This window comes from Paraburkholderia sp. EG304 (assembly GCF_046543485.1).
Lineage (GTDB): Bacteria > Pseudomonadota > Gammaproteobacteria > Burkholderiales > Burkholderiaceae > Paraburkholderia > Paraburkholderia youngii.
Map to the genome: position 1 here is coordinate 1 of NZ_JBKGUA010000085.1, position 15,706 is coordinate 15,706.

Genomic DNA, 15,706 nt, shown 5'->3' on the forward strand with positions numbered 1-15,706 from the left:
TGCATCGAGCAGGAAGGTAAGGTGGTCGCTCAGCATCGCGACCAAAGTTAACAGCTTGCCGTTCTGTTTACAACTCCAACCCTAAAAACAAAAATGCCGTTCAGGTCTTAACTGAACGGCATTACCCTAAATATAGGGGCTTTTGGCGGTTCTCTTGATCGCTTACGGCTTCGTCACTATCAGGCCAATCGACGTTGCAACGTAGCCTTCGAGCTTGATTTTCAGGTGCGGCGACGAAGCATAGGGCGGGGCGTCGATGTGGTGATCGACCGGCTTGCTACCGGGATTGAAATTGAACGGTGCGACGGCATAGCCTTCCGCTTCCAGCTCGTCGCGTAGTAACTCCATGTCGCGCCGGCGGAAAATCACGCAGCCGGGATCTTCGAGCGTTTCGTCGTTCGACGAGAGATTGAATTCGGTTGTGTGGACGGCGACGCCGCCGGGTTTGAGGCAGCGCGCCGAGTTCTTCACGAAGTCGAGGCCATGACGGATAGAACCAAGGTGCTCGAACGCGCAGCAGGACCAGACGAAATCGAACGAGCCGGCGAATTTATCGGGGACCGCATTCATGTCGGCAAATTCGAACGAAACGCGCTCGGCGAATTGCCGGGGGGCACATATGCCGTAACTGTTGAGGCCTTCGAGGGTCGATGCGTGCTCGTTGGTTGCGACCCATCCTTTTTCGGCGGCCTCGGCCGTTTGAAGGTCGGTTGCGGTGATCGTGCATCCGTGCTTTGCCATGACGGCCGATAGAGGCTCGCCGCCGCAGCCAAAGCCGAGGCCGCGCTTGCCGGCGGCCAGCATGCCGGCTTGCGCAAGGGCTTCGAGCGTATAGACGAATTCCCATTGCTTGCGGGCGAGGCGTGCGGGCGATTTCATTTCGCGACACCAGCGGCGATAACGGTCCTCAACGCATTGCGACGCGGTGCAGAGCTGCGAGGCGATATCGCTCAACGATGGTTCGGGCGAGCCGTTGCCGTCGATCACGAGCGGCGCGCTCGTGTACCGCGCCGACCATTCGCGCGCGGTTCTCGCGCGCCAGTAACGATCGTAAAGCGCGAGCTGTACGGGGCCGATAAGCGGCGCTTTCTTCGAGGCGTTCACGATGCCGGCCAGTGCGTTTCGTAGCGATGCCATCCTGATTTGCTTGTAAGAGAGGGTAAGGATCGAGAAGTATCGCACGGGCGGGCGATCTAGGCCGTAAGGTGCTTGAGCACTAGGTCGCGGATCATTTCGCGATCGGCGTCGGAGAATCCGAGCAGCACGCGGGCCGGGTATTTGTACATCGGGCCGCCCTTCGCGACGCGATCGCTTTCGCCGTATTGGTGGACGCGTGCCACGCGTGCGACGCGGCCGGCGAAGCCGATCACGAGGCCCGCCGCGTCAGACTCGGCGCGCATGTAGCGGGCTTGCCGCAGCTTCGCGAACATCGCCGCGCGCTTGATGCGGCCGGCCTTGTCGCGCAGGTGCTTTTTCGGGCGCGGCTTGCGCCTTTCGTAGTCGGTGCCGTCAGGGTTGCGCTGTTGCGCGATGCGCGTGCGTTGACTGCGTTGCAGCTCGCGCGCAATCTCGCGCGTCACAGTGCGACGTGCCGCCGGGGCGAGCTGCGAGAGCAGCGCGCCGGCCCACGATTCGAGGGCGCTTAGTTCGTCCATTCCGGGTCCACAAGGCCGCGCACGTCCCACTCGGGCACGGGTTCGTCAACGTGCGTGATCGTCTGCGCTCCGGTGGCGTCGGTCGCGACGAGCACGCTTTCGGTGAGCTTGAGCTTGATCGACAGATCGACGGTCGTTTGTGTCAGTTGGTCGGCTTCGAAAGAAATGCCGGCCTTGCGCAGCTCGTCGTTTGTGAGCAAGTCGGATTGATTGAGCCGGACCCATCGCAACAGCGCGGCGAACACGATATCGGCGTCGCCGGCGAAGTCGAGCAGCATCACATTCAGCGTATAGGCGTAATCGAATGAGGTCGATTGCGCGCCGGTCGCGATGATGTTGCCGGCGTCGATGAACACGAGCAGCTTGTCGGGGTCGGTCGCAAGTGAGGGCACGGCAGCCGTGAGCGCACGGCGCAGGCTGTTCGCCTTATTCATGGCCGGCCTCGTCGAGCGCGCCGAGGCCTCGCGCCTGGCATGTCACGATCAGATCGACGCGGGCCGCGCATTCGCCCCATGCGGCCTCGGTTGCATCGAGCGCGAGGCGCAGCTCGTCATTCGTGCGCGGGGCCATCGCCGGCAGCGTGCAGCGCGCGACGGGCGCGCATTGCAGAAAGGTATTCGTCGGCTCCGGTGATCGCAGGGCGCTTGTACAGGCGCACAACATCGTCAGGCAAAGCGCCGTCAGCCCATGCGCGCAGCGTGTCGTTTTCATGCTTCAAGGCCTCAAAGTCGGTTTCGTACTGCGAGAGGGCGGCCGCGATGCCCTGGCGCTTCGCTTCGAGCTGGGCGAGGTCGCGGGCGTTGTCGCGCGCCTTGTGCTGTAGGTCGGCGATCGTCGCGTCGCGCCGGCCGACCGTCTCTTGTGCCGTGCGTGCGGTGTCTTGTGCCTCGGCCAGCTCGGCGCGCAGCGACTTCACGTAAAACCAGCCGGCGACGAGCGCGAGCACGACGAGCGCGATCGCGCCGAGGCGCACGGCGATCGCCTTCATGCCGCCGCCTTCATCGGGCCGGCCGACGTTCCCATGTCCGCGTATCGGTCATAGGCGCGGGCGAGCTTCACGTCGTACAGGTTGCGCGCGTAATCCGGGCCGTTGTAGCCCTTGGCAAAGGTCGCCCACTTCCTACCCTTCAGCGCGGAAAGCAAGGCCGTGTCGGCCGCGATAAAGCGCACGAACGCGTCGAGGTGATCGCCTTCGCTGCGCTGCATGCGCGCGACGAAATCGGCGACGCTCGAATACTCAAGGGCTTTCCAGTGATAGCCCATGATTTGAAACGCGCCCCAGCTCGCCGACTCGTGCGCGGCCTCGGCGTCGATGCGCTCGGCGATCGCAAGGCGTGTGTACTCGGCCGCCTTGCCCATGTATCCGCCTGGAGTGGGCGAAATGATGTTCGGATACTTCGCGGCGAGTGCGTCAGCATCAAAGCCGCGCGCCTTGAGCCGCTTGTAAAACACATGGCGCTCGAACAGGATCACGGGCCGGCCATCGGGCAAGAAACCTTCGCCGCGTGATTCGACTTCGTTGACGGCGCGGATCGCGGCGACGGGCACGCCGAGCGTGTCGGCCGCTTTCACGAGGTCGTCGTCGGTCAGGTGCCGGGGCAGCGCGACGCCGGCGAGGGCGATCATCGTTTTCGGGCCGGCGATGCCGTCGATCACGAGGCCGCGGGCTTTCTGCAGGGTCATCACGGCCGATTCGGTCGCGTGGTCGAAAACGTGCGTTTCCGGGGTCGGGAAGCCGGCGCGCGTGAGCCGTCTTTGCAGCAATGCCACTTCGTCGCCGGTGTCGCCTTTTCTCAGGATCATGTCATGTACTCCGCAGCAGGCGCGCGACATTGCCACGCGCGCCAAAAATGAAAACAGTGAAAAGAACGGCGCGAGCCGCTTCGAAATAGCCGACCGTGCCCGCATGCACGGCCAGCTCGATCGCCGAGCCGCCGAGCACGACGAGCAGCAGCCAGGCGACCCATGAAACGTGTTGACGGTGCCGAGCGCCGTCGCGGCGATAGGCAAGGATGCGCAGCGCCGCGAGGCTGTACGCGATCAGTGCGATCAGTGCGAGGGGGTTGTGCATGGGTCAGCCCTTTCGAAACAGCGCGAGCAGGTCGAAAGACTTGATGCGCTCGATCAGTTGCAGGGTCACGGTAATCGCCAGTGCGGCAGCGAAGAAAGCGGCGACGCCGGTGCTCGTGATCGGCGTATGGCTCACCACATCGGGCGCGGCGAGATAGCCCGCGATCAGTGAAATCACGAGGTAGGCGAAACGCTTGCCGATCGACAGGTCTTTCGACGTGACGACGACGAGCGCCGCGCCCGTGAAAGCGCCGATCAGCGCATTGCCGTCGATGCCGGGAAACAGGCTTGCGAAGCCAATGCCGGCCGAGGCGACGGTGAGGGCGGTGGTGCTAGGTTCGGCCATGTTGGCGACTCCGGGTTAGTCGAAAAGGTTGACGAGCTGGACGGTTGATTGATCGTTCGGCGCTTCGGGCAGATCGACCGCGAGGCCGAGCGGCAGCACGGGGCCGTAATTGGCGAGGCCGGCATTAAGTTCTAGCGTGGCTTCGACGACGCTTTTCGTGCGGCCGAGGTGTCGGAAACAGAGGGCATCGACCGTATCGCCTTGTTGTGCATAGACGCGCATCAGATCAGCTCGATCGTTGTGCGCGCGACGCCGCGCATATCGTTAATTGCCTGCCGTGCGTTGCGCCGATCAGCGTCGATCGTCGTTTCGACTTCGGCCGCGTCGGCCGCGCCCGATTTCGTGCTATCGAAATCGCGATACTTCTCGGTGAGGTCTGCGCGTGCGAGGAAATAGACCGCGCGCCGATAGCGGGCGAACTGCACGCTTTCGCCGCCGATCGCATCGGCCGGCAGCTCGGCGAGCGAGGCGACGCCGGATACTTCGAGCGGTGCGCGCCACGTTTGCAGCTCGCGATTTACTTCGTCGATCGCGGCGATCACGGCATCGCGCAGGCGCGCGGTTGTCACGGTGCCGACGAGGCGCACGGCTTCGCGCATGTGCGTCAGGTCGATAGAGGGAAACCATGCGACGTTATCGACGATCAGCTCGTCGGCCGGCGGGGCCGTTTCGGGCGCGAGGGTCGGGGCTTCGATCGCGTTAAATGTCGTCATGGCATCAGCTCGGAAAAGGTGGGCGGTGGGCCGGCGTCGGATCGCGTTTCCGTCAGGTGTTGCGATCGTCAGCCGGCGCCGCCCAGGCCGGGGAGTGCTCTTTACGTGCGGCCGGCGTTGTCGCCGGTCGCATTGCTGGCTTTCTCAAGCCGCGCAATGTCCTGTTTCACGCCGGCGCGCTCGTCAAGTTCGAGCGCGCGGCGCAGGTGTTCGAGTGCGGCCGGAATGTCGCCGGCGCGCTCGGCCGTGTAGCCGATCGCCTTGTGCAGCTTCGCGCGCACTTGGTCGTGCATGTCATGCTCGGCGACGAGCTGCGCGACTTCGGCGAGCTGCGCGCCATCGACGGCCGGCGGGCCGTTTTTCTTGAACGATGAAAGCGAAGCCTCGGCAAATTCCTCGGCGATCGCGGTCGCGAGCGGCCGGTCGTATTGATCGGGCAGCGTCATCCGGTGTTCGATCGCATAGCGGGCGATTTCGAGCGCGCCGGCGTAGTCGCCCACATCGACGCGCCAGATCATCACGGTCGTCAATACATCGTCCTGTGCGCCCCGCCCGCCGCTCAGTGCGCCCGCGACGTAATCGATATACTCGGGCAGCAGCTCGGCGCGCTTCACGTCGATCTTGCGTTCGATCGACGCGATCGACTTCAGGCGTCGGCGATCGGTCGCGAGCTTCGCGAGCATCAGCTCATAGGCGCTACCGACTAGCGTTTCACCCTGGCCGGCCGAGGCCGCCACGAGCTGCGCCGATACGCGCTGAAAATGGCGTTGGGCGGGGCTAGTCATCACGCCCCCGTCGCGGCGAGTTCGATCTTTTCGGCCATCGCGGCGCGGCCGAGGTCTTCGACGACATACGAATCGTTCGACGATTCATAGTTTTCGATTCGGTCGCGCTTCGCGTTGTCAACGATCGAGCGACGGCGGCCGCCGTCCTGATAGTAGATCGACAGATTGTCGAAACTCGTCACCATCAGCGCGTGAGCCGGGAAGAAAGGCACGGTCACGGCCGGCATGTTGCCGATACGCTTCTGGCTCATGATTACGTCAGCGGCAAGCGTCTCGGTCGGTGCCTGCACGGTGTTCACGATCGGGAAATACTTGTCATGCAGCAGGCCACGGCCGCAGAGCACGACGAGCGCCGTGTCGTCTTGGTGCCACGGGTCGATCATGCTCGCAACCATATCGAACACGAGCGCGTCGAGGTTCGCATAGTCGCCGCCCTTGCCTACGGCAATCTTGCCGGCCGTCGCGCCGTGATCCATCACGCGTTGCGGTGCCTGTTCGCGCATGCGCTGCAACCAGCCCTTGTTCACGTCCTGCAACAGCGGGTTTTTCGTGCGGTCGGAAGTCTTGGCGCGCGTCACGCCGTTGAAGCCGATCGCGATGCGGTCGAGAGCTTGCCGGCGCACGATCACGTCGCGGATGCGGTTCTGGAAGTCGGGAAACTTCGCCCATGCGTCGAGCAGCGCATAGGTCACATGCGAATCGAAGTTCGTTTGCGAGCAGTTGTAACCGTTCTCGTCGAGGTCGGTCACGTCAACCGTTTCGCGATCCTTCTGCGAGGTGTCGGTCGTGCTCGCGATCGGGCCGCCGACGCCGACGCCGAGGCCGAGCTTTGCGCCCTGTTGCTCGGTCACGCCGATCACGTTGATTCGCTTCAGAAAGTCGCTCGATTCCTGAATGCGGGTTTCGAGCTTTTGTTGCACGCTCGGCGCGACGGCGAATTTTTCCGTCGCTCGTGCGATGCCGTTGAGCTGGGCGATTGCGGACAGATAGCCGTCATATGCCAGTCGGGTTTCGTTGCGCATGTGTTGTGTTCTCCGGGGCTATGAAAGGGAGTGACGCCGATTAGCAGTCGGTCGTAATGGGCGCAGCGCCCGCGCCGGTCGCGGCCGGCCGTTGCGGTTGGCCGTTGCCGGTGGTCGAGAGCTGCGTGCGCAGCTCGTCGAACGCTTTGCGATCGGCCTCGCGGGCCGCGCTCAGTTCCGCGACTTGCTTTTCGAGCTTCGCCGTCGCCTCGGCTTGCGTCGCGCCGTGTGTTGCGGTCGCTTCGATCGCTTGCGACAGGTCGGCGAAACGCGTGTCGTCGGTCGCTTCTTTCTTCTTCGCCATGCCGAGCAGTTCTTTCACGCGGGCGAACAGGCTCGGCAGCGTCGGCGCATCGGGCGAGGCCTCGGGTTCAAACTCGATCACGGTTTCGTCGGCGACGGTGAACAGGTTCGACGGCGATACCTTGCGGCCGGCGAAGGGCGAGGCCGCCGGGTTTTGAGCTGCGAAAGAGAGGATTTCGGTTCCGAGGCTCGCGGGGCTATCCGTGACGGCGAGGCCGATCAGATACGCCTGTTTCGTGTCGGCGAAAGACGGGTCGATCTCGCACGAGGTGTAAATCTTCTGTTTCTTGTTCGTCAGCGCGACCAGCTCGGCGGTAGGTGCGATTTGTGCATACAGGCCGATCTTGCCGGCGAGCGGGCCGCTTTCGTCACGGGTTTCGAGCGCGAGCACGTCGCCGTATGCCTTGAACGGGCCATCGGGAACGATGCCGCGATAGTGTTCGAGGTTGATGCGCGCGCCGTACAGCTCCGGGCTGTAGTTCTTCGCCATCTGCGTGAGCCATTCGCGCGAGATGTTGCGGCCGTCGCTCGTCGCGCCTTCGACGGCAATGCGGAACATCTTGGATTTCGCGAGCTTCGCCGCGTCGGTCGTCGAGCCGATCGCCATCGCGCCGAGGCCGGCCGCGCCGAGGTCGAGGCCGTGTGACGCGAGCTTGCCGAGCATGTCGGCATGGTTGAGCATGGTGCTCACGGCGGCCGTCGCCGCGTGTGCATCCAACGTGAAAGCAAACGCGATCGCCGCGACGGCGAGCGACATTAGCGACAGCTTGCGAGATTGCATCGTTAGTTCTCCAACGGGTTTGGAAATGGTTCAACGTGAGTTGATATATTGCGATCACGAACGCAAGGCCTCAACGTTCGGCGTTTGTTCGCGCGTTCGGCACACATAGGCGGGCGTGCTTGCGCGCGCGCGACGCGGGAAACTTGCGGCCATGCTCGAAACAGCCGATATCACCCCCGCACTCGAATCGAATGCCGACCCCCGCCGGATAGCGCGCGCGCTCTATTGGCAGGGTTGGCGCGTCACGTCGATCGCCGAACACATCGGCGAAAAGCGATCGACGGTTGAGGCCTGGAAACAGCGCGACAAATGGGCCGACGCCAGCCCGATCGAGCGCATCGAGTCGTCGCTAGAAACGCGCCTCGCGGTGCTCATTGCGAAGCCGGTAAAGACCGGCAGCGAGTTCAAGGAAATCGACTTGCTCGGCCGGCAGGTCGAGCGAATGGCGCGTGTGCGCAAATACGGCGAAACGGGGAAAGAGAGCGATCTAAACCCGAACATCGAGGCCCGCAACAAGGCCCCGCGCAAAGAGCGCCCCGCGCGCAACGCGATCAGCGACGAGCAGGCCGAGCGCATTCGCGAGGCCTTTCTTGATTCGCTGTTCGACTATCAAAAGGTCTGGTATCGAAACGGCCATCAGCGCACGCGCAACATTCTCAAGTCGCGGCAGATCGGCGCGACGTGGTATTTCGCACGCGAGGCGCTAGACGATGCGATCAGCACGGGGCGCAACCAGATTTTTCTATCGGCCAGCAAGGCGCAGGCGCACGTTTTCAGGCAGTACATTTGCCAATTCGCACGCGAGGCCGCAGACGTTGAGTTGACCGGCGAGCCGATCATTTTGCCTAACGAGGCGATTCTTTATTTCCTCGGCACGAACGCAAAGACGGCGCAGAGCTATCACGGCAACTTCTACTTCGACGAATATTTTTGGGTCGGGGGATTTCGCCAGCTCAACAAGGTCGCCTCGGGCATGGCGATGCACAAGAAATGGCGAAAGACGTACTTTTCAACGCCGTCGAGCATCACGCACGAGGCCTATACCTTCTGGAGTGGCGAGCACTTCAACAGGGGGCGCGCGAAGGTCGATCACATTCATCTCGATATCTCGCACTCGTCGCTCGCGCGCGGCCGGGTCTGCGACGATCGACAGTTTCGCCAGATCGTCACGGTCGAGGATGCCGTCGCCGGCGGTTGCAACCTGTTCGATATCGACGAGCTGCGCCTTGAATACAGCGCGCAGGAATACGCGAATCTTTTGATGTGCCAGTTTATCGACGATACCGCGTCGATTTTCCCGCTCGCCGAGCTGCAACGCTGCATGGTTGACTCGTGGGAAGAATGGGCCGACGACTTCAAGCCGCTCGCGCCGCGCCCGTTCGGTTATCGCGCGGTATGGGTTGGCTATGACCCTGCCCTTTCCGGCGACTCGGCCGGCCTCGTCGTCGTCGCCCCGCCGGCCGTGCCAGGCGGAAAGTTTCGCGTGCTCGAAAAGCATCAGTTTCGCGGCATGGATTTCGAGGCGCAGGCCGAGGCGATTCGCCAGATCACGCAGCAATACGCCGTCGCTTACATGGCGATCGACACGACAGGCATCGGGCAAGGGGTCTATCAGCTCGTCAGGCAGTTCTATCCGAGCGTGGTCGCGCTCAACTATTCGCCCGAGGTAAAGGGCCGTCTCGTGCTCAAGGGCTTGTCGGTGATCGGCAAGGGCCGGCTCGAATTCGATGCCGGCTGGACTGACTTAGCGCAATCGTTCATGGCGATCAGAAAGACCATGACGGCGAGCGGAAAGAAAGTCACGTATGAGGCGAGCCGCAGCGAAGAAACAGGCCATGCCGATCTAGCCTGGGCGTGCCTGCACGCGCTCGATAACGAGCCGCTAGAGGGTATGACCGCGAACAATACCGGCTTTATGGAGATTTCATGAGTAAGCGCACCTTTCACGCATCGAGCACGACGCCGGCCGCCACGGCGACGCCGGCAAGGGCCGAGGCCTTCACGTTCGACGATCCTGTGCCCGTCATGGATCGCGCCGAAATTCTCGATTACGTGCAGTCATGGGCGGCCGGCAAATGGTACGAGCCGCCCGTGTCATGGTCGGGCCTTGCCAAGTCGTTTCGCGCCGGCGTGCATCATAGTTCGGCGATCTACTTCAAGCGCAACGTGCTCGCATCGACGTTCAAGCCGCACAAGCTGCTATCGCGCGACGAGTTCGGCAAGCTTGCGCTCGATTACATGGTGTTCGGCAACAGCTACATCGAGGAACAGCGCAACAGGCTCGGCGGGTTGCTCGCGCTCAAGCGTGCGCCGGCGAAATACGTGCGCCGTTCGACGGACTTGCAAGGGTTCTTTCAGATCGACGGGTTTCAGGTCGAGCACGAGTTCGCGGCCGGCTCGGTGCATCACTTGATGGAGCCGGACATTAATCAGGAGGTGTACGGCCTGCCCGAGTACCTGGGCGCGCTGCACGCGGCATGGCTCAACGAGTCGTCAACGCTGTTTCGCCGGCGCTATTACGAAAACGGCTCGCACGCCGGATTCATCCTGTACATGACGGATGCGGCGCAGAGTCAAAGCGATGTTGACAAGCTGCGCGAGGCCTTGAAAAGCAGTAAGGGACCGGGCAATTTCCGCAACCTGTTCATGTACGCGCCGAACGGAAAGAAAGACGGTATCCAGCTCATTCCCGTTTCCGAGGTCACGGCGAAAGACGAGTTTTTCAACATCAAGAATGTCACGCGCGACGACTTGCTCGCGGCGCATCGCATTCCGCCGCAGCTCATGGGGATCGTGCCAAGCAATACCGGCGGATTTGGCGCGGCCGACAAGGCCGCCGAGGTGTTCGGCCTCAACGAAATCGCGCCGCTGCAGCGGCGCTTCGAACAGCTCAACGAATGGATCGGCGACGAGGTCGTGCGGTTCGCGCCGTACACCATTGGCACGGGCAAACCGGTGATCTGAAAGGGGCGCGCCACGCCGCCCATGAGGCAACTAGGGGCGCGGCCCTTGCTCATTCCCGTGGCAGCGGTGATCGAGCAGATACGACGCCGTCAGGTGCGACCTTACGGCTGTTGGTCGGGTCCTAAGACGTGGTGCGACGCTGGGAACGAGATTGTCGCGAAGTAATTTTGAACGTCTCGGATGATGTGTTCTTGCGTCTCTTCCCTCGGTTTGCATTTTTCAGCCCATGCACGCCCCGGATGCAAGACGTCCCATCGTGGCCGCAACCCGTTGTAGCGCCCGCTGCCCGGATCGTGGTTTCCGAAACCATCAATCAAAGCGTTCCACAGTGGCGCAAACTTCGCGATCAGCAGTGACTCGCCGAGAGGAATCCAAATGTCGTCGACCACCAGGAAACGGCAGAAGAAATCCTTGATATCCAAATTGGCAGCGAGCTGAACGCTTTCCGCATGCTCGCGCAGGCGGTCGTAAAGGGCTTTGCTTCGTACCTCTCCAACACCGCCGCCCTTGCGAGCGCCCTTCGGCACGGCCTTTCCAACGTAAATCGGAGCCTGGAAAGCCCCGTTCCGATTGCGCTCCGCCAAAGGCGTGTAAGCGTCGAAGTCCCCGACGTAGTAGATGGCATAAATACCGACGCCAATGAACTGCTTCAGCTCGCCAAGAGGTTGTGGCCTCTGTTCGAGCATCGCCTCGGCGACACTCGCCCCGAGATTTTTTTTATCGAGGGGGTTGAACGGAATGATGTTTGCAGTGGAATCCGTCATGCAGCCCCTCGCACGGCTACGCGTTGCCGCGCCAATTGTTCAAGCTGGACGGTCGCCAAACGCTCCGCGACGCTGCGTGCTACGACATGGCCGAGAGCGACTGGGACTGCGTTGCCGAGTTGGCGCATGGTTTCCGTCCACGAGCCATGGAATTTGAAGCCATCGGGGAACGTTTGCACGCGCGCCGACTCTCGAATCGAAAAATATCGGACCGAGCCATCCGTGTTGACGAGCATGTTCTCGCCCCCTGGCACTCCATGGTCACCGGCCTTGAGCGTTTTGGCCGGTAAGTCAAGTGGGCTGCCGGTGTGACCAGGATAAACACGTGCTCCGGGCTGAAAACGATGATCCTGATATTGGCTTGCCGTCCGCGCGAGGGGGCTTGGCAGTTCGGCGATCGCATCGCGCACGGTGCGCCAAGGTAGTTCGTTCGCAAGCGGCAGTGAGCCCGCGATGCGCCGAACGCGGCTCTCCAGCGATGCAGGCATCGTTGGTCGCGAGCGACGCGCCACTTGATGGCGATCCCAGTATTCGCCGGAGACCCACTGGTCACGTAGCAGGCTTTCGTAGCTATGCGTCGGGCGGGGGAAACTCCAGTCCACGTTCAGGTCGGAGCGGAAGCCAACGATGAAAACGCGCTCGCGCTTCTGCGGGACACCGTAATCGGCCGCGTTCACCAGTGTGGGGACCACGTTGTAGGTTAGCTTCTTACCCTTCTGGCGACCGCTCGCGCGCTCCGCCTGCAAGCGCAGCAGATGGTCGAACCATTCCTCGTTGCGGCGTGCCGGAACCTCCGGAAACTCTAGTTGGAGCAGGATGTATTGGTAATAGTTGGCGAACGTGGAGCGGGTGAGGCCCTTGACGTTTTCCACGATGAAGGCCTTAGGACGTAGCTTGCGCACGATGTCCACGGTCGCCGGAAACATGTCCCGGGTGTCATCATGCGCCTGATGCTTGCCGCCCATCGAGAACGGTTGGCAAGGGGGGCCGCCCGCCAACAGGTCGATTTCCTCGCCTTCGAGGCTCGACCAATCAAACTTGCGCACGTCGCCTTCATAAAGAGGCCAATCCGCCACCAGTGGAAAGCCGCGTCGTTGGTTCTCACGAATCGTATCGCAAGCCCAACGGTCCCATTCGACCACTGCTAGAGGCTTGAAGCCGGCGAGACTGACCCCCATCGCGAGGCCGCCCGCGCCTGCGTATAGCTCAACTGCCTTCATTGTTATTCTCCGTGTCGTCCAAGAAGGCCCTAACGCGTGAGGCCAAGGCCGCCCCTTCCTTCACTTCACATTCCCATATAGTCAAAACTTTCCAGCCGAGCTCGGTAAGTCGTAGCTCGACCGCCTTATCTCTTTCGGCGTTCGCCTCAAGCTTGGGCTGCCAGAAGTCTAGCCGCGATTTCGGAAGCCGCGCCAAGTGGCACCCCTCGTGCCGATGCCAGAAGCAGCCGTGGACGAATATTACCTTGCGCCTACTGGCGAACACCAGGTCGGGACGCCCCGGTAGTTCTTTTGGGTGGAGCCTGTAACGGTAGCCCATGCGATGGACGAGGCTTCGAACGATCAGCTCTGGCTTGGTGTTCTTGCCCTTTATGCGCGACATGCGCTCACTACGCTCCGCAGGGGTAAGACTATCCAAGACGGTCCTCCACACTCAAATGCCGGGGCGATTGTAACGCCCGAGAGGCTGGATCGGGTGGGCCGAGAGCGATAGCAACAGAGGCCGGGTTGTTACCGCGAGCGTGGCCGGAGGGCATGCGTCGAACGACGTGTTGGTGGGCGGTGTCCGGCTCATTTGCGGCATGAAGGCCCGGCGACATACGTCCGTCGCGCAGTCCTCCCCCCGCCTGCGAGCTTCGCTTGGCCCGCTGGTTTTAATGCAGCAGGCTCGATCCGAAGCAAAAGGCTGTAGAGCACAGCGACAGCGACGCTTCGCCGTGTTTTGCGCGTATTGCACGACGGCAACCCTGATGCATTTTGATGCACCTCTGGTCTCCTTTGTCGGCGTCAGACCCAAGCTACGAAATCGATAAGGTCCTGTTCATGGGGCGCGTGACTCGCATTTCCGTTCGTCTGCAAAGTCGTTATGAAGCCCATCCGGGCAGGGTCGTTTTTCGGAATACCCAGATGAGCTTCAATCGCTCCTTTGCCCCACACCCAGATCCCTTGAGTGTGGAAGTGGGCGCATAGCCGTGCGACCTCGGCGCTCATCGCCGCCGCCATCAGACTGAAAGCTTCCTCTGGTCCGACTGTGGCCACTACTCCCGTAGTGCTCCTTTTAGCTGGAAATCCGTCTGCGCCGAGTTGAAAATTGGCCGCTGCTTGGTTCGTGCCAAACCAAGCGTGACACGCAATAAAATCCGCATTGGTATTAGCTATCAACCCGGCTTGTGGCCCCACTTTAAACACAAAATCCAAGTCGACAACTGCTTTAGGCGAGAAGCCCACGGCCCTTAGAATTTGCATCATAGGTGGAATGGAAGTGCTGCTTGATCCGTCAACAAGGCAAGCCTTGTCTTGAGCGAGTGTCCTTCCTTTGATTGTCTTGTAAAGTGTGGGCAAAATCATCATCTCGGTTTTTCCTTCGACGAGAAGAACAATCTCTGAAAACATTAAATATGTCGCATTCTGTATCGCAAAAAGCACGCTCGCTTGATGTGGGTTGGTGGTTATCGTATGCGCCGCGTTAGCCAGTTTTTCGCGAACCACGGTTCCATCGACAGTCGTCTTATAAACCATGCTCGTGTTAAGAACGCCTTCGGCGCCTAGCAGCAGAGGGGAGTGAGTCGAAAAAATGACTTGGAAATTTTGCTGAGATAGTAATTTTAATGATTCTCGCAGCAATTCAATGGCTTGGGGGTGTAAATAAAGTTCGGGCTCGTCAATGAGTAGTACGGTGATTGAGCCTGCCGGTGCCTGCTGATTAATTTGTGACGCCAATAATTTTATCAGGGCCATTTGAACCGTTCGTTGTGCACCGTGTCCGAACGAGGTGAATGGTCTTTGAAGCCCCGGTACGTCAGACAGCGAAATGGTTGCACTCTTAATCAGGTCGTCAAGTGATGGCGCCTGTATATCCAGATGGAGAGACAGCCCCGGGAAAAAGTCACCGATTGCTTGAGTCGCGTCGCCCTCCAGGGTGTTCAATTCTTGTATTCGATTGGGGCCGTTAAGATGAGCGCCGACTTGCTGTAGATCGGTTAAAACGTTGTTCAGCGCGGCCGCGTTATTCGCCCGTATCTGGTCCAGTGTATATTTTAGGAGTAGGCCTATCGTATTTTTAGCTGCAAAGCGACTAATATCATCGGCGGCGTCGTCCATCGCTTCGATATAAAGTGGATCGGGAAATAGAACGCCAATGGCGTTATCCAATCCCGTTGGGTTTATGACCCATTGATCCGTGCTTGGATTGAATACATCAACTCTAACCTGTGCCGCAGGTGCATTCGGAGTATCTTGACGACGCCTAAATCGCAACATTCCGTCAACGATATATGGATCAATTTGAGTCCGTTGATTCGTAGGGAGTAGATTGATGTTGACTTCGGATATTACCCCCTCGACCATGACGGCGGCGGCTGAATCATGGAACATGTGCGTTGGAAGGACGGACTTGCGAAGGAGCCAGCTAATCGCACGCAATATATTGGATTTGCCGCTGTTATTGTATCCAATTATCGGATTGAAGCTGGAGAGGGCGACGCGAACCATCGGGCATGAACAGTAATTGTGAATTACGACTTCATTTAAACGCATATTGCCCTCATTGGAGAAATTGATCGTTTTCGGGATGCGGCGTCTTATTCATTCGGCATAAATATGGGGTGAGCCGCGAGTCATTCTGCGATAGGAGGACTTGGAGTTCAACGACTGCAAATACCTAGGAAGGGGGTATTTGACGTGTATCTGAGCTGAAAGGATTACGTTAGCGGGCAGGCGGGCTGGCGTTCGCCGGCGTCGCGGTGCACGCTGCTGCGAAGACATTAGGCGAGCGTGGCGGTGCTTGGTTGGTCGGCTTTGTGTGCAGCTAAATTGCAGCTTGGATGCCCCGGATTGGCCTTGATTGACCTTGTGCAGCCTTGATTTTGTAGTTTGCGAGTTGCGTAAGGCTTTGATTTATAAGGATGTGTTATTTGCCGGCAAAGCTCCGAAGGCAGGGGTTGCTGGTTCGATCCCAGCCGAGCCTGTCAGAAATTTTGTGTTCAAGGCATAACATGTACCCAAAGGAGCATGTATGCCAAGCAAACCAAAAGCAGGGTCTGCGCCCCCGCCTGAGCTGCCCGCGATTCCAGAGGAGCTCATCG

Annotated in this window: 19 protein-coding genes; 2 read left to right on the forward strand and 17 right to left on the reverse strand. The window is 60.5% G+C overall.

Annotated elements, in window-relative coordinates:
• Positions 1-162: 162 nt before the first annotated feature.
• The 13 genes from ACLFKU_RS39825 to ACLFKU_RS39885 all read right to left on the reverse strand — a co-directional run bounded on the left by ACLFKU_RS39825 (position 163) and on the right by ACLFKU_RS39885 (position 7,675).
• On the reverse strand, positions 163-1,137 hold the full coding sequence (locus ACLFKU_RS39825) for an SAM-dependent methyltransferase (protein WP_410852873.1): 975 nt from the start codon (positions 1,135-1,137) through the stop codon (positions 163-165).
• A gap of 56 nt (positions 1,138-1,193) precedes the next feature.
• On the reverse strand, positions 1,194-1,655 hold the full coding sequence (locus ACLFKU_RS39830; protein WP_410852874.1) for a phage virion morphogenesis protein: 462 nt from the start codon (positions 1,653-1,655) through the stop codon (positions 1,194-1,196).
• Positions 1,643-2,089 carry a phage tail protein gene (locus ACLFKU_RS39835; RefSeq protein WP_410852875.1) on the reverse strand — a complete coding sequence of 149 codons (447 nt, stop codon included), beginning with the start codon at positions 2,087-2,089 and terminating at the stop codon, positions 1,643-1,645. The genes ACLFKU_RS39830 and ACLFKU_RS39835 overlap by 13 nt, the downstream gene beginning before the upstream one ends.
• Positions 2,082-2,318, reverse strand: a complete 237-nt coding sequence (lysC, locus tag ACLFKU_RS39840; protein WP_410852876.1) for an Rz1-like lysis system protein LysC — start codon at positions 2,316-2,318, stop codon at positions 2,082-2,084. The genes ACLFKU_RS39835 and lysC overlap by 8 nt, the downstream gene beginning before the upstream one ends.
• Positions 2,206-2,643 carry an Rz-like lysis system protein LysB gene (gene lysB / locus ACLFKU_RS39845; RefSeq protein ID WP_410852877.1) on the reverse strand — a complete coding sequence of 146 codons (438 nt, stop codon included), beginning with the start codon at positions 2,641-2,643 and terminating at the stop codon, positions 2,206-2,208. Before lysB ends, lysC begins: the two co-directional genes overlap by 113 nt.
• Positions 2,640-3,458: an N-acetylmuramidase domain-containing protein gene (locus tag ACLFKU_RS39850; RefSeq protein ID WP_410852878.1), complete on the reverse strand. Its 819-nt coding sequence runs from the start codon at positions 3,456-3,458 to the stop codon at positions 2,640-2,642. The genes lysB and ACLFKU_RS39850 overlap by 4 nt, the downstream gene beginning before the upstream one ends.
• 1 nt (position 3,459) lies before the next feature.
• Positions 3,460-3,726, reverse strand: coding sequence for a phage holin family protein (locus tag ACLFKU_RS39855; RefSeq protein WP_410852879.1), 267 nt, complete (start codon positions 3,724-3,726; stop codon positions 3,460-3,462).
• Between the two features lie 3 nt (positions 3,727-3,729).
• Positions 3,730-4,071, reverse strand: a complete 342-nt coding sequence (locus tag ACLFKU_RS39860; RefSeq protein WP_410852880.1) for a putative holin — start codon at positions 4,069-4,071, stop codon at positions 3,730-3,732.
• 15 nt (positions 4,072-4,086) lie between these two features.
• Entirely contained in the window at positions 4,087-4,293 is a 207-nt protein-coding gene (locus ACLFKU_RS39865) for a tail protein X (protein ID WP_410852881.1), read from the reverse strand.
• Positions 4,293-4,784: a head completion/stabilization protein gene (locus ACLFKU_RS39870; RefSeq protein WP_410852882.1), complete on the reverse strand. Its 492-nt coding sequence runs from the start codon at positions 4,782-4,784 to the stop codon at positions 4,293-4,295. Before ACLFKU_RS39870 ends, ACLFKU_RS39865 begins: the two co-directional genes overlap by 1 nt.
• A 101-nt stretch (positions 4,785-4,885) precedes the next feature.
• On the reverse strand, positions 4,886-5,569 hold the full coding sequence (gene gpM / locus ACLFKU_RS39875) for a phage terminase small subunit (RefSeq protein WP_410852883.1): 684 nt from the start codon (positions 5,567-5,569) through the stop codon (positions 4,886-4,888).
• Positions 5,569-6,591: a phage major capsid protein, P2 family gene (locus ACLFKU_RS39880; RefSeq protein ID WP_410852884.1), complete on the reverse strand. Its 1,023-nt coding sequence runs from the start codon at positions 6,589-6,591 to the stop codon at positions 5,569-5,571. The genes gpM and ACLFKU_RS39880 overlap by 1 nt, the downstream gene beginning before the upstream one ends.
• Positions 6,592-6,631: 40 nt before the next feature.
• The gene (locus ACLFKU_RS39885; RefSeq protein WP_410852885.1) at positions 6,632-7,675 is read right to left on the reverse strand and encodes a GPO family capsid scaffolding protein; all 1,044 of its coding nucleotides are present in this window, start codon (positions 7,673-7,675) and stop codon (positions 6,632-6,634) included.
• 151 nt (positions 7,676-7,826) lie between these two features.
• Here ACLFKU_RS39885 and ACLFKU_RS39890 point away from each other — a divergent pair, with 151 nt between their 5' ends.
• Entirely contained in the window at positions 7,827-9,605 is a 1,779-nt protein-coding gene (locus ACLFKU_RS39890) for a terminase ATPase subunit family protein (RefSeq protein WP_410852886.1), read from the forward strand.
• A complete protein-coding gene (locus ACLFKU_RS39895; RefSeq protein ID WP_410852887.1) occupies positions 9,602-10,639 on the forward strand; it encodes a phage portal protein in 1,038 nt (345 codons plus the stop codon). The genes ACLFKU_RS39890 and ACLFKU_RS39895 overlap by 4 nt, the downstream gene beginning before the upstream one ends.
• A gap of 101 nt (positions 10,640-10,740) precedes the next feature.
• Here ACLFKU_RS39895 and ACLFKU_RS39900 read toward each other — a convergent pair whose 3' ends face one another.
• From ACLFKU_RS39900 to ACLFKU_RS39915, 4 genes are all read right to left on the reverse strand, one after another.
• The gene (locus ACLFKU_RS39900) at positions 10,741-11,403 is read right to left on the reverse strand and encodes an Eco29kI family restriction endonuclease (RefSeq protein ID WP_410852888.1); all 663 of its coding nucleotides are present in this window, start codon (positions 11,401-11,403) and stop codon (positions 10,741-10,743) included.
• The gene (locus ACLFKU_RS39905) at positions 11,400-12,623 is read right to left on the reverse strand and encodes a DNA cytosine methyltransferase (RefSeq protein WP_410852889.1); all 1,224 of its coding nucleotides are present in this window, start codon (positions 12,621-12,623) and stop codon (positions 11,400-11,402) included. Before ACLFKU_RS39905 ends, ACLFKU_RS39900 begins: the two co-directional genes overlap by 4 nt.
• Positions 12,610-13,041 carry a very short patch repair endonuclease gene (locus ACLFKU_RS39910; RefSeq protein ID WP_410852890.1) on the reverse strand — a complete coding sequence of 144 codons (432 nt, stop codon included), beginning with the start codon at positions 13,039-13,041 and terminating at the stop codon, positions 12,610-12,612. Before ACLFKU_RS39910 ends, ACLFKU_RS39905 begins: the two co-directional genes overlap by 14 nt.
• 368 nt (positions 13,042-13,409) lie before the next feature.
• Positions 13,410-15,158, reverse strand: coding sequence for an ATP-dependent nuclease (locus ACLFKU_RS39915; RefSeq protein WP_410852891.1), 1,749 nt, complete (start codon positions 15,156-15,158; stop codon positions 13,410-13,412).
• Between the last annotated feature and the right edge of the window lie 548 nt (positions 15,159-15,706).

Excerpts from the sequence above, each read along its gene's own strand:
- ACLFKU_RS39825 (WP_410852873.1), bottom strand. The coding sequence starts at position 1,137 with ATGGCATCGCTACGAAACGCACTGGCCGGCATCGTGAACGCCTCGAAG.
- ACLFKU_RS39830 (WP_410852874.1), bottom strand. The coding sequence starts at position 1,655 with ATGGACGAACTAAGCGCCCTCGAATCGTGGGCCGGCGCGCTGCTCTCG.
- ACLFKU_RS39835 (WP_410852875.1), bottom strand. The coding sequence starts at position 2,089 with ATGAATAAGGCGAACAGCCTGCGCCGTGCGCTCACGGCTGCCGTGCCC.
- lysC (WP_410852876.1), bottom strand. The coding sequence starts at position 2,318 with ATGTTGTGCGCCTGTACAAGCGCCCTGCGATCACCGGAGCCGACGAAT.
- lysB (WP_410852877.1), bottom strand. The coding sequence starts at position 2,643 with ATGAAGGCGATCGCCGTGCGCCTCGGCGCGATCGCGCTCGTCGTGCTC.
- ACLFKU_RS39850 (WP_410852878.1), bottom strand. The coding sequence starts at position 3,458 with ATGATCCTGAGAAAAGGCGACACCGGCGACGAAGTGGCATTGCTGCAA.
- ACLFKU_RS39855 (WP_410852879.1), bottom strand. The coding sequence starts at position 3,726 with ATGCACAACCCCCTCGCACTGATCGCACTGATCGCGTACAGCCTCGCG.
- ACLFKU_RS39860 (WP_410852880.1), bottom strand. The coding sequence starts at position 4,071 with ATGGCCGAACCTAGCACCACCGCCCTCACCGTCGCCTCGGCCGGCATT.
- ACLFKU_RS39865 (WP_410852881.1), bottom strand. The coding sequence starts at position 4,293 with ATGCGCGTCTATGCACAACAAGGCGATACGGTCGATGCCCTCTGTTTC.
- ACLFKU_RS39870 (WP_410852882.1), bottom strand. The coding sequence starts at position 4,784 with ATGACGACATTTAACGCGATCGAAGCCCCGACCCTCGCGCCCGAAACG.
- gpM (WP_410852883.1), bottom strand. The coding sequence starts at position 5,569 with ATGACTAGCCCCGCCCAACGCCATTTTCAGCGCGTATCGGCGCAGCTC.
- ACLFKU_RS39880 (WP_410852884.1), bottom strand. The coding sequence starts at position 6,591 with ATGCGCAACGAAACCCGACTGGCATATGACGGCTATCTGTCCGCAATC.
- ACLFKU_RS39885 (WP_410852885.1), bottom strand. The coding sequence starts at position 7,675 with ATGCAATCTCGCAAGCTGTCGCTAATGTCGCTCGCCGTCGCGGCGATC.
- ACLFKU_RS39890 (WP_410852886.1), top strand. The coding sequence starts at position 7,827 with ATGCTCGAAACAGCCGATATCACCCCCGCACTCGAATCGAATGCCGAC.
- ACLFKU_RS39895 (WP_410852887.1), top strand. The coding sequence starts at position 9,602 with ATGAGTAAGCGCACCTTTCACGCATCGAGCACGACGCCGGCCGCCACG.
- ACLFKU_RS39900 (WP_410852888.1), bottom strand. The coding sequence starts at position 11,403 with ATGACGGATTCCACTGCAAACATCATTCCGTTCAACCCCCTCGATAAA.
- ACLFKU_RS39905 (WP_410852889.1), bottom strand. The coding sequence starts at position 12,623 with ATGAAGGCAGTTGAGCTATACGCAGGCGCGGGCGGCCTCGCGATGGGG.
- ACLFKU_RS39915 (WP_410852891.1), bottom strand. The coding sequence starts at position 15,158 with ATGCGTTTAAATGAAGTCGTAATTCACAATTACTGTTCATGCCCGATG.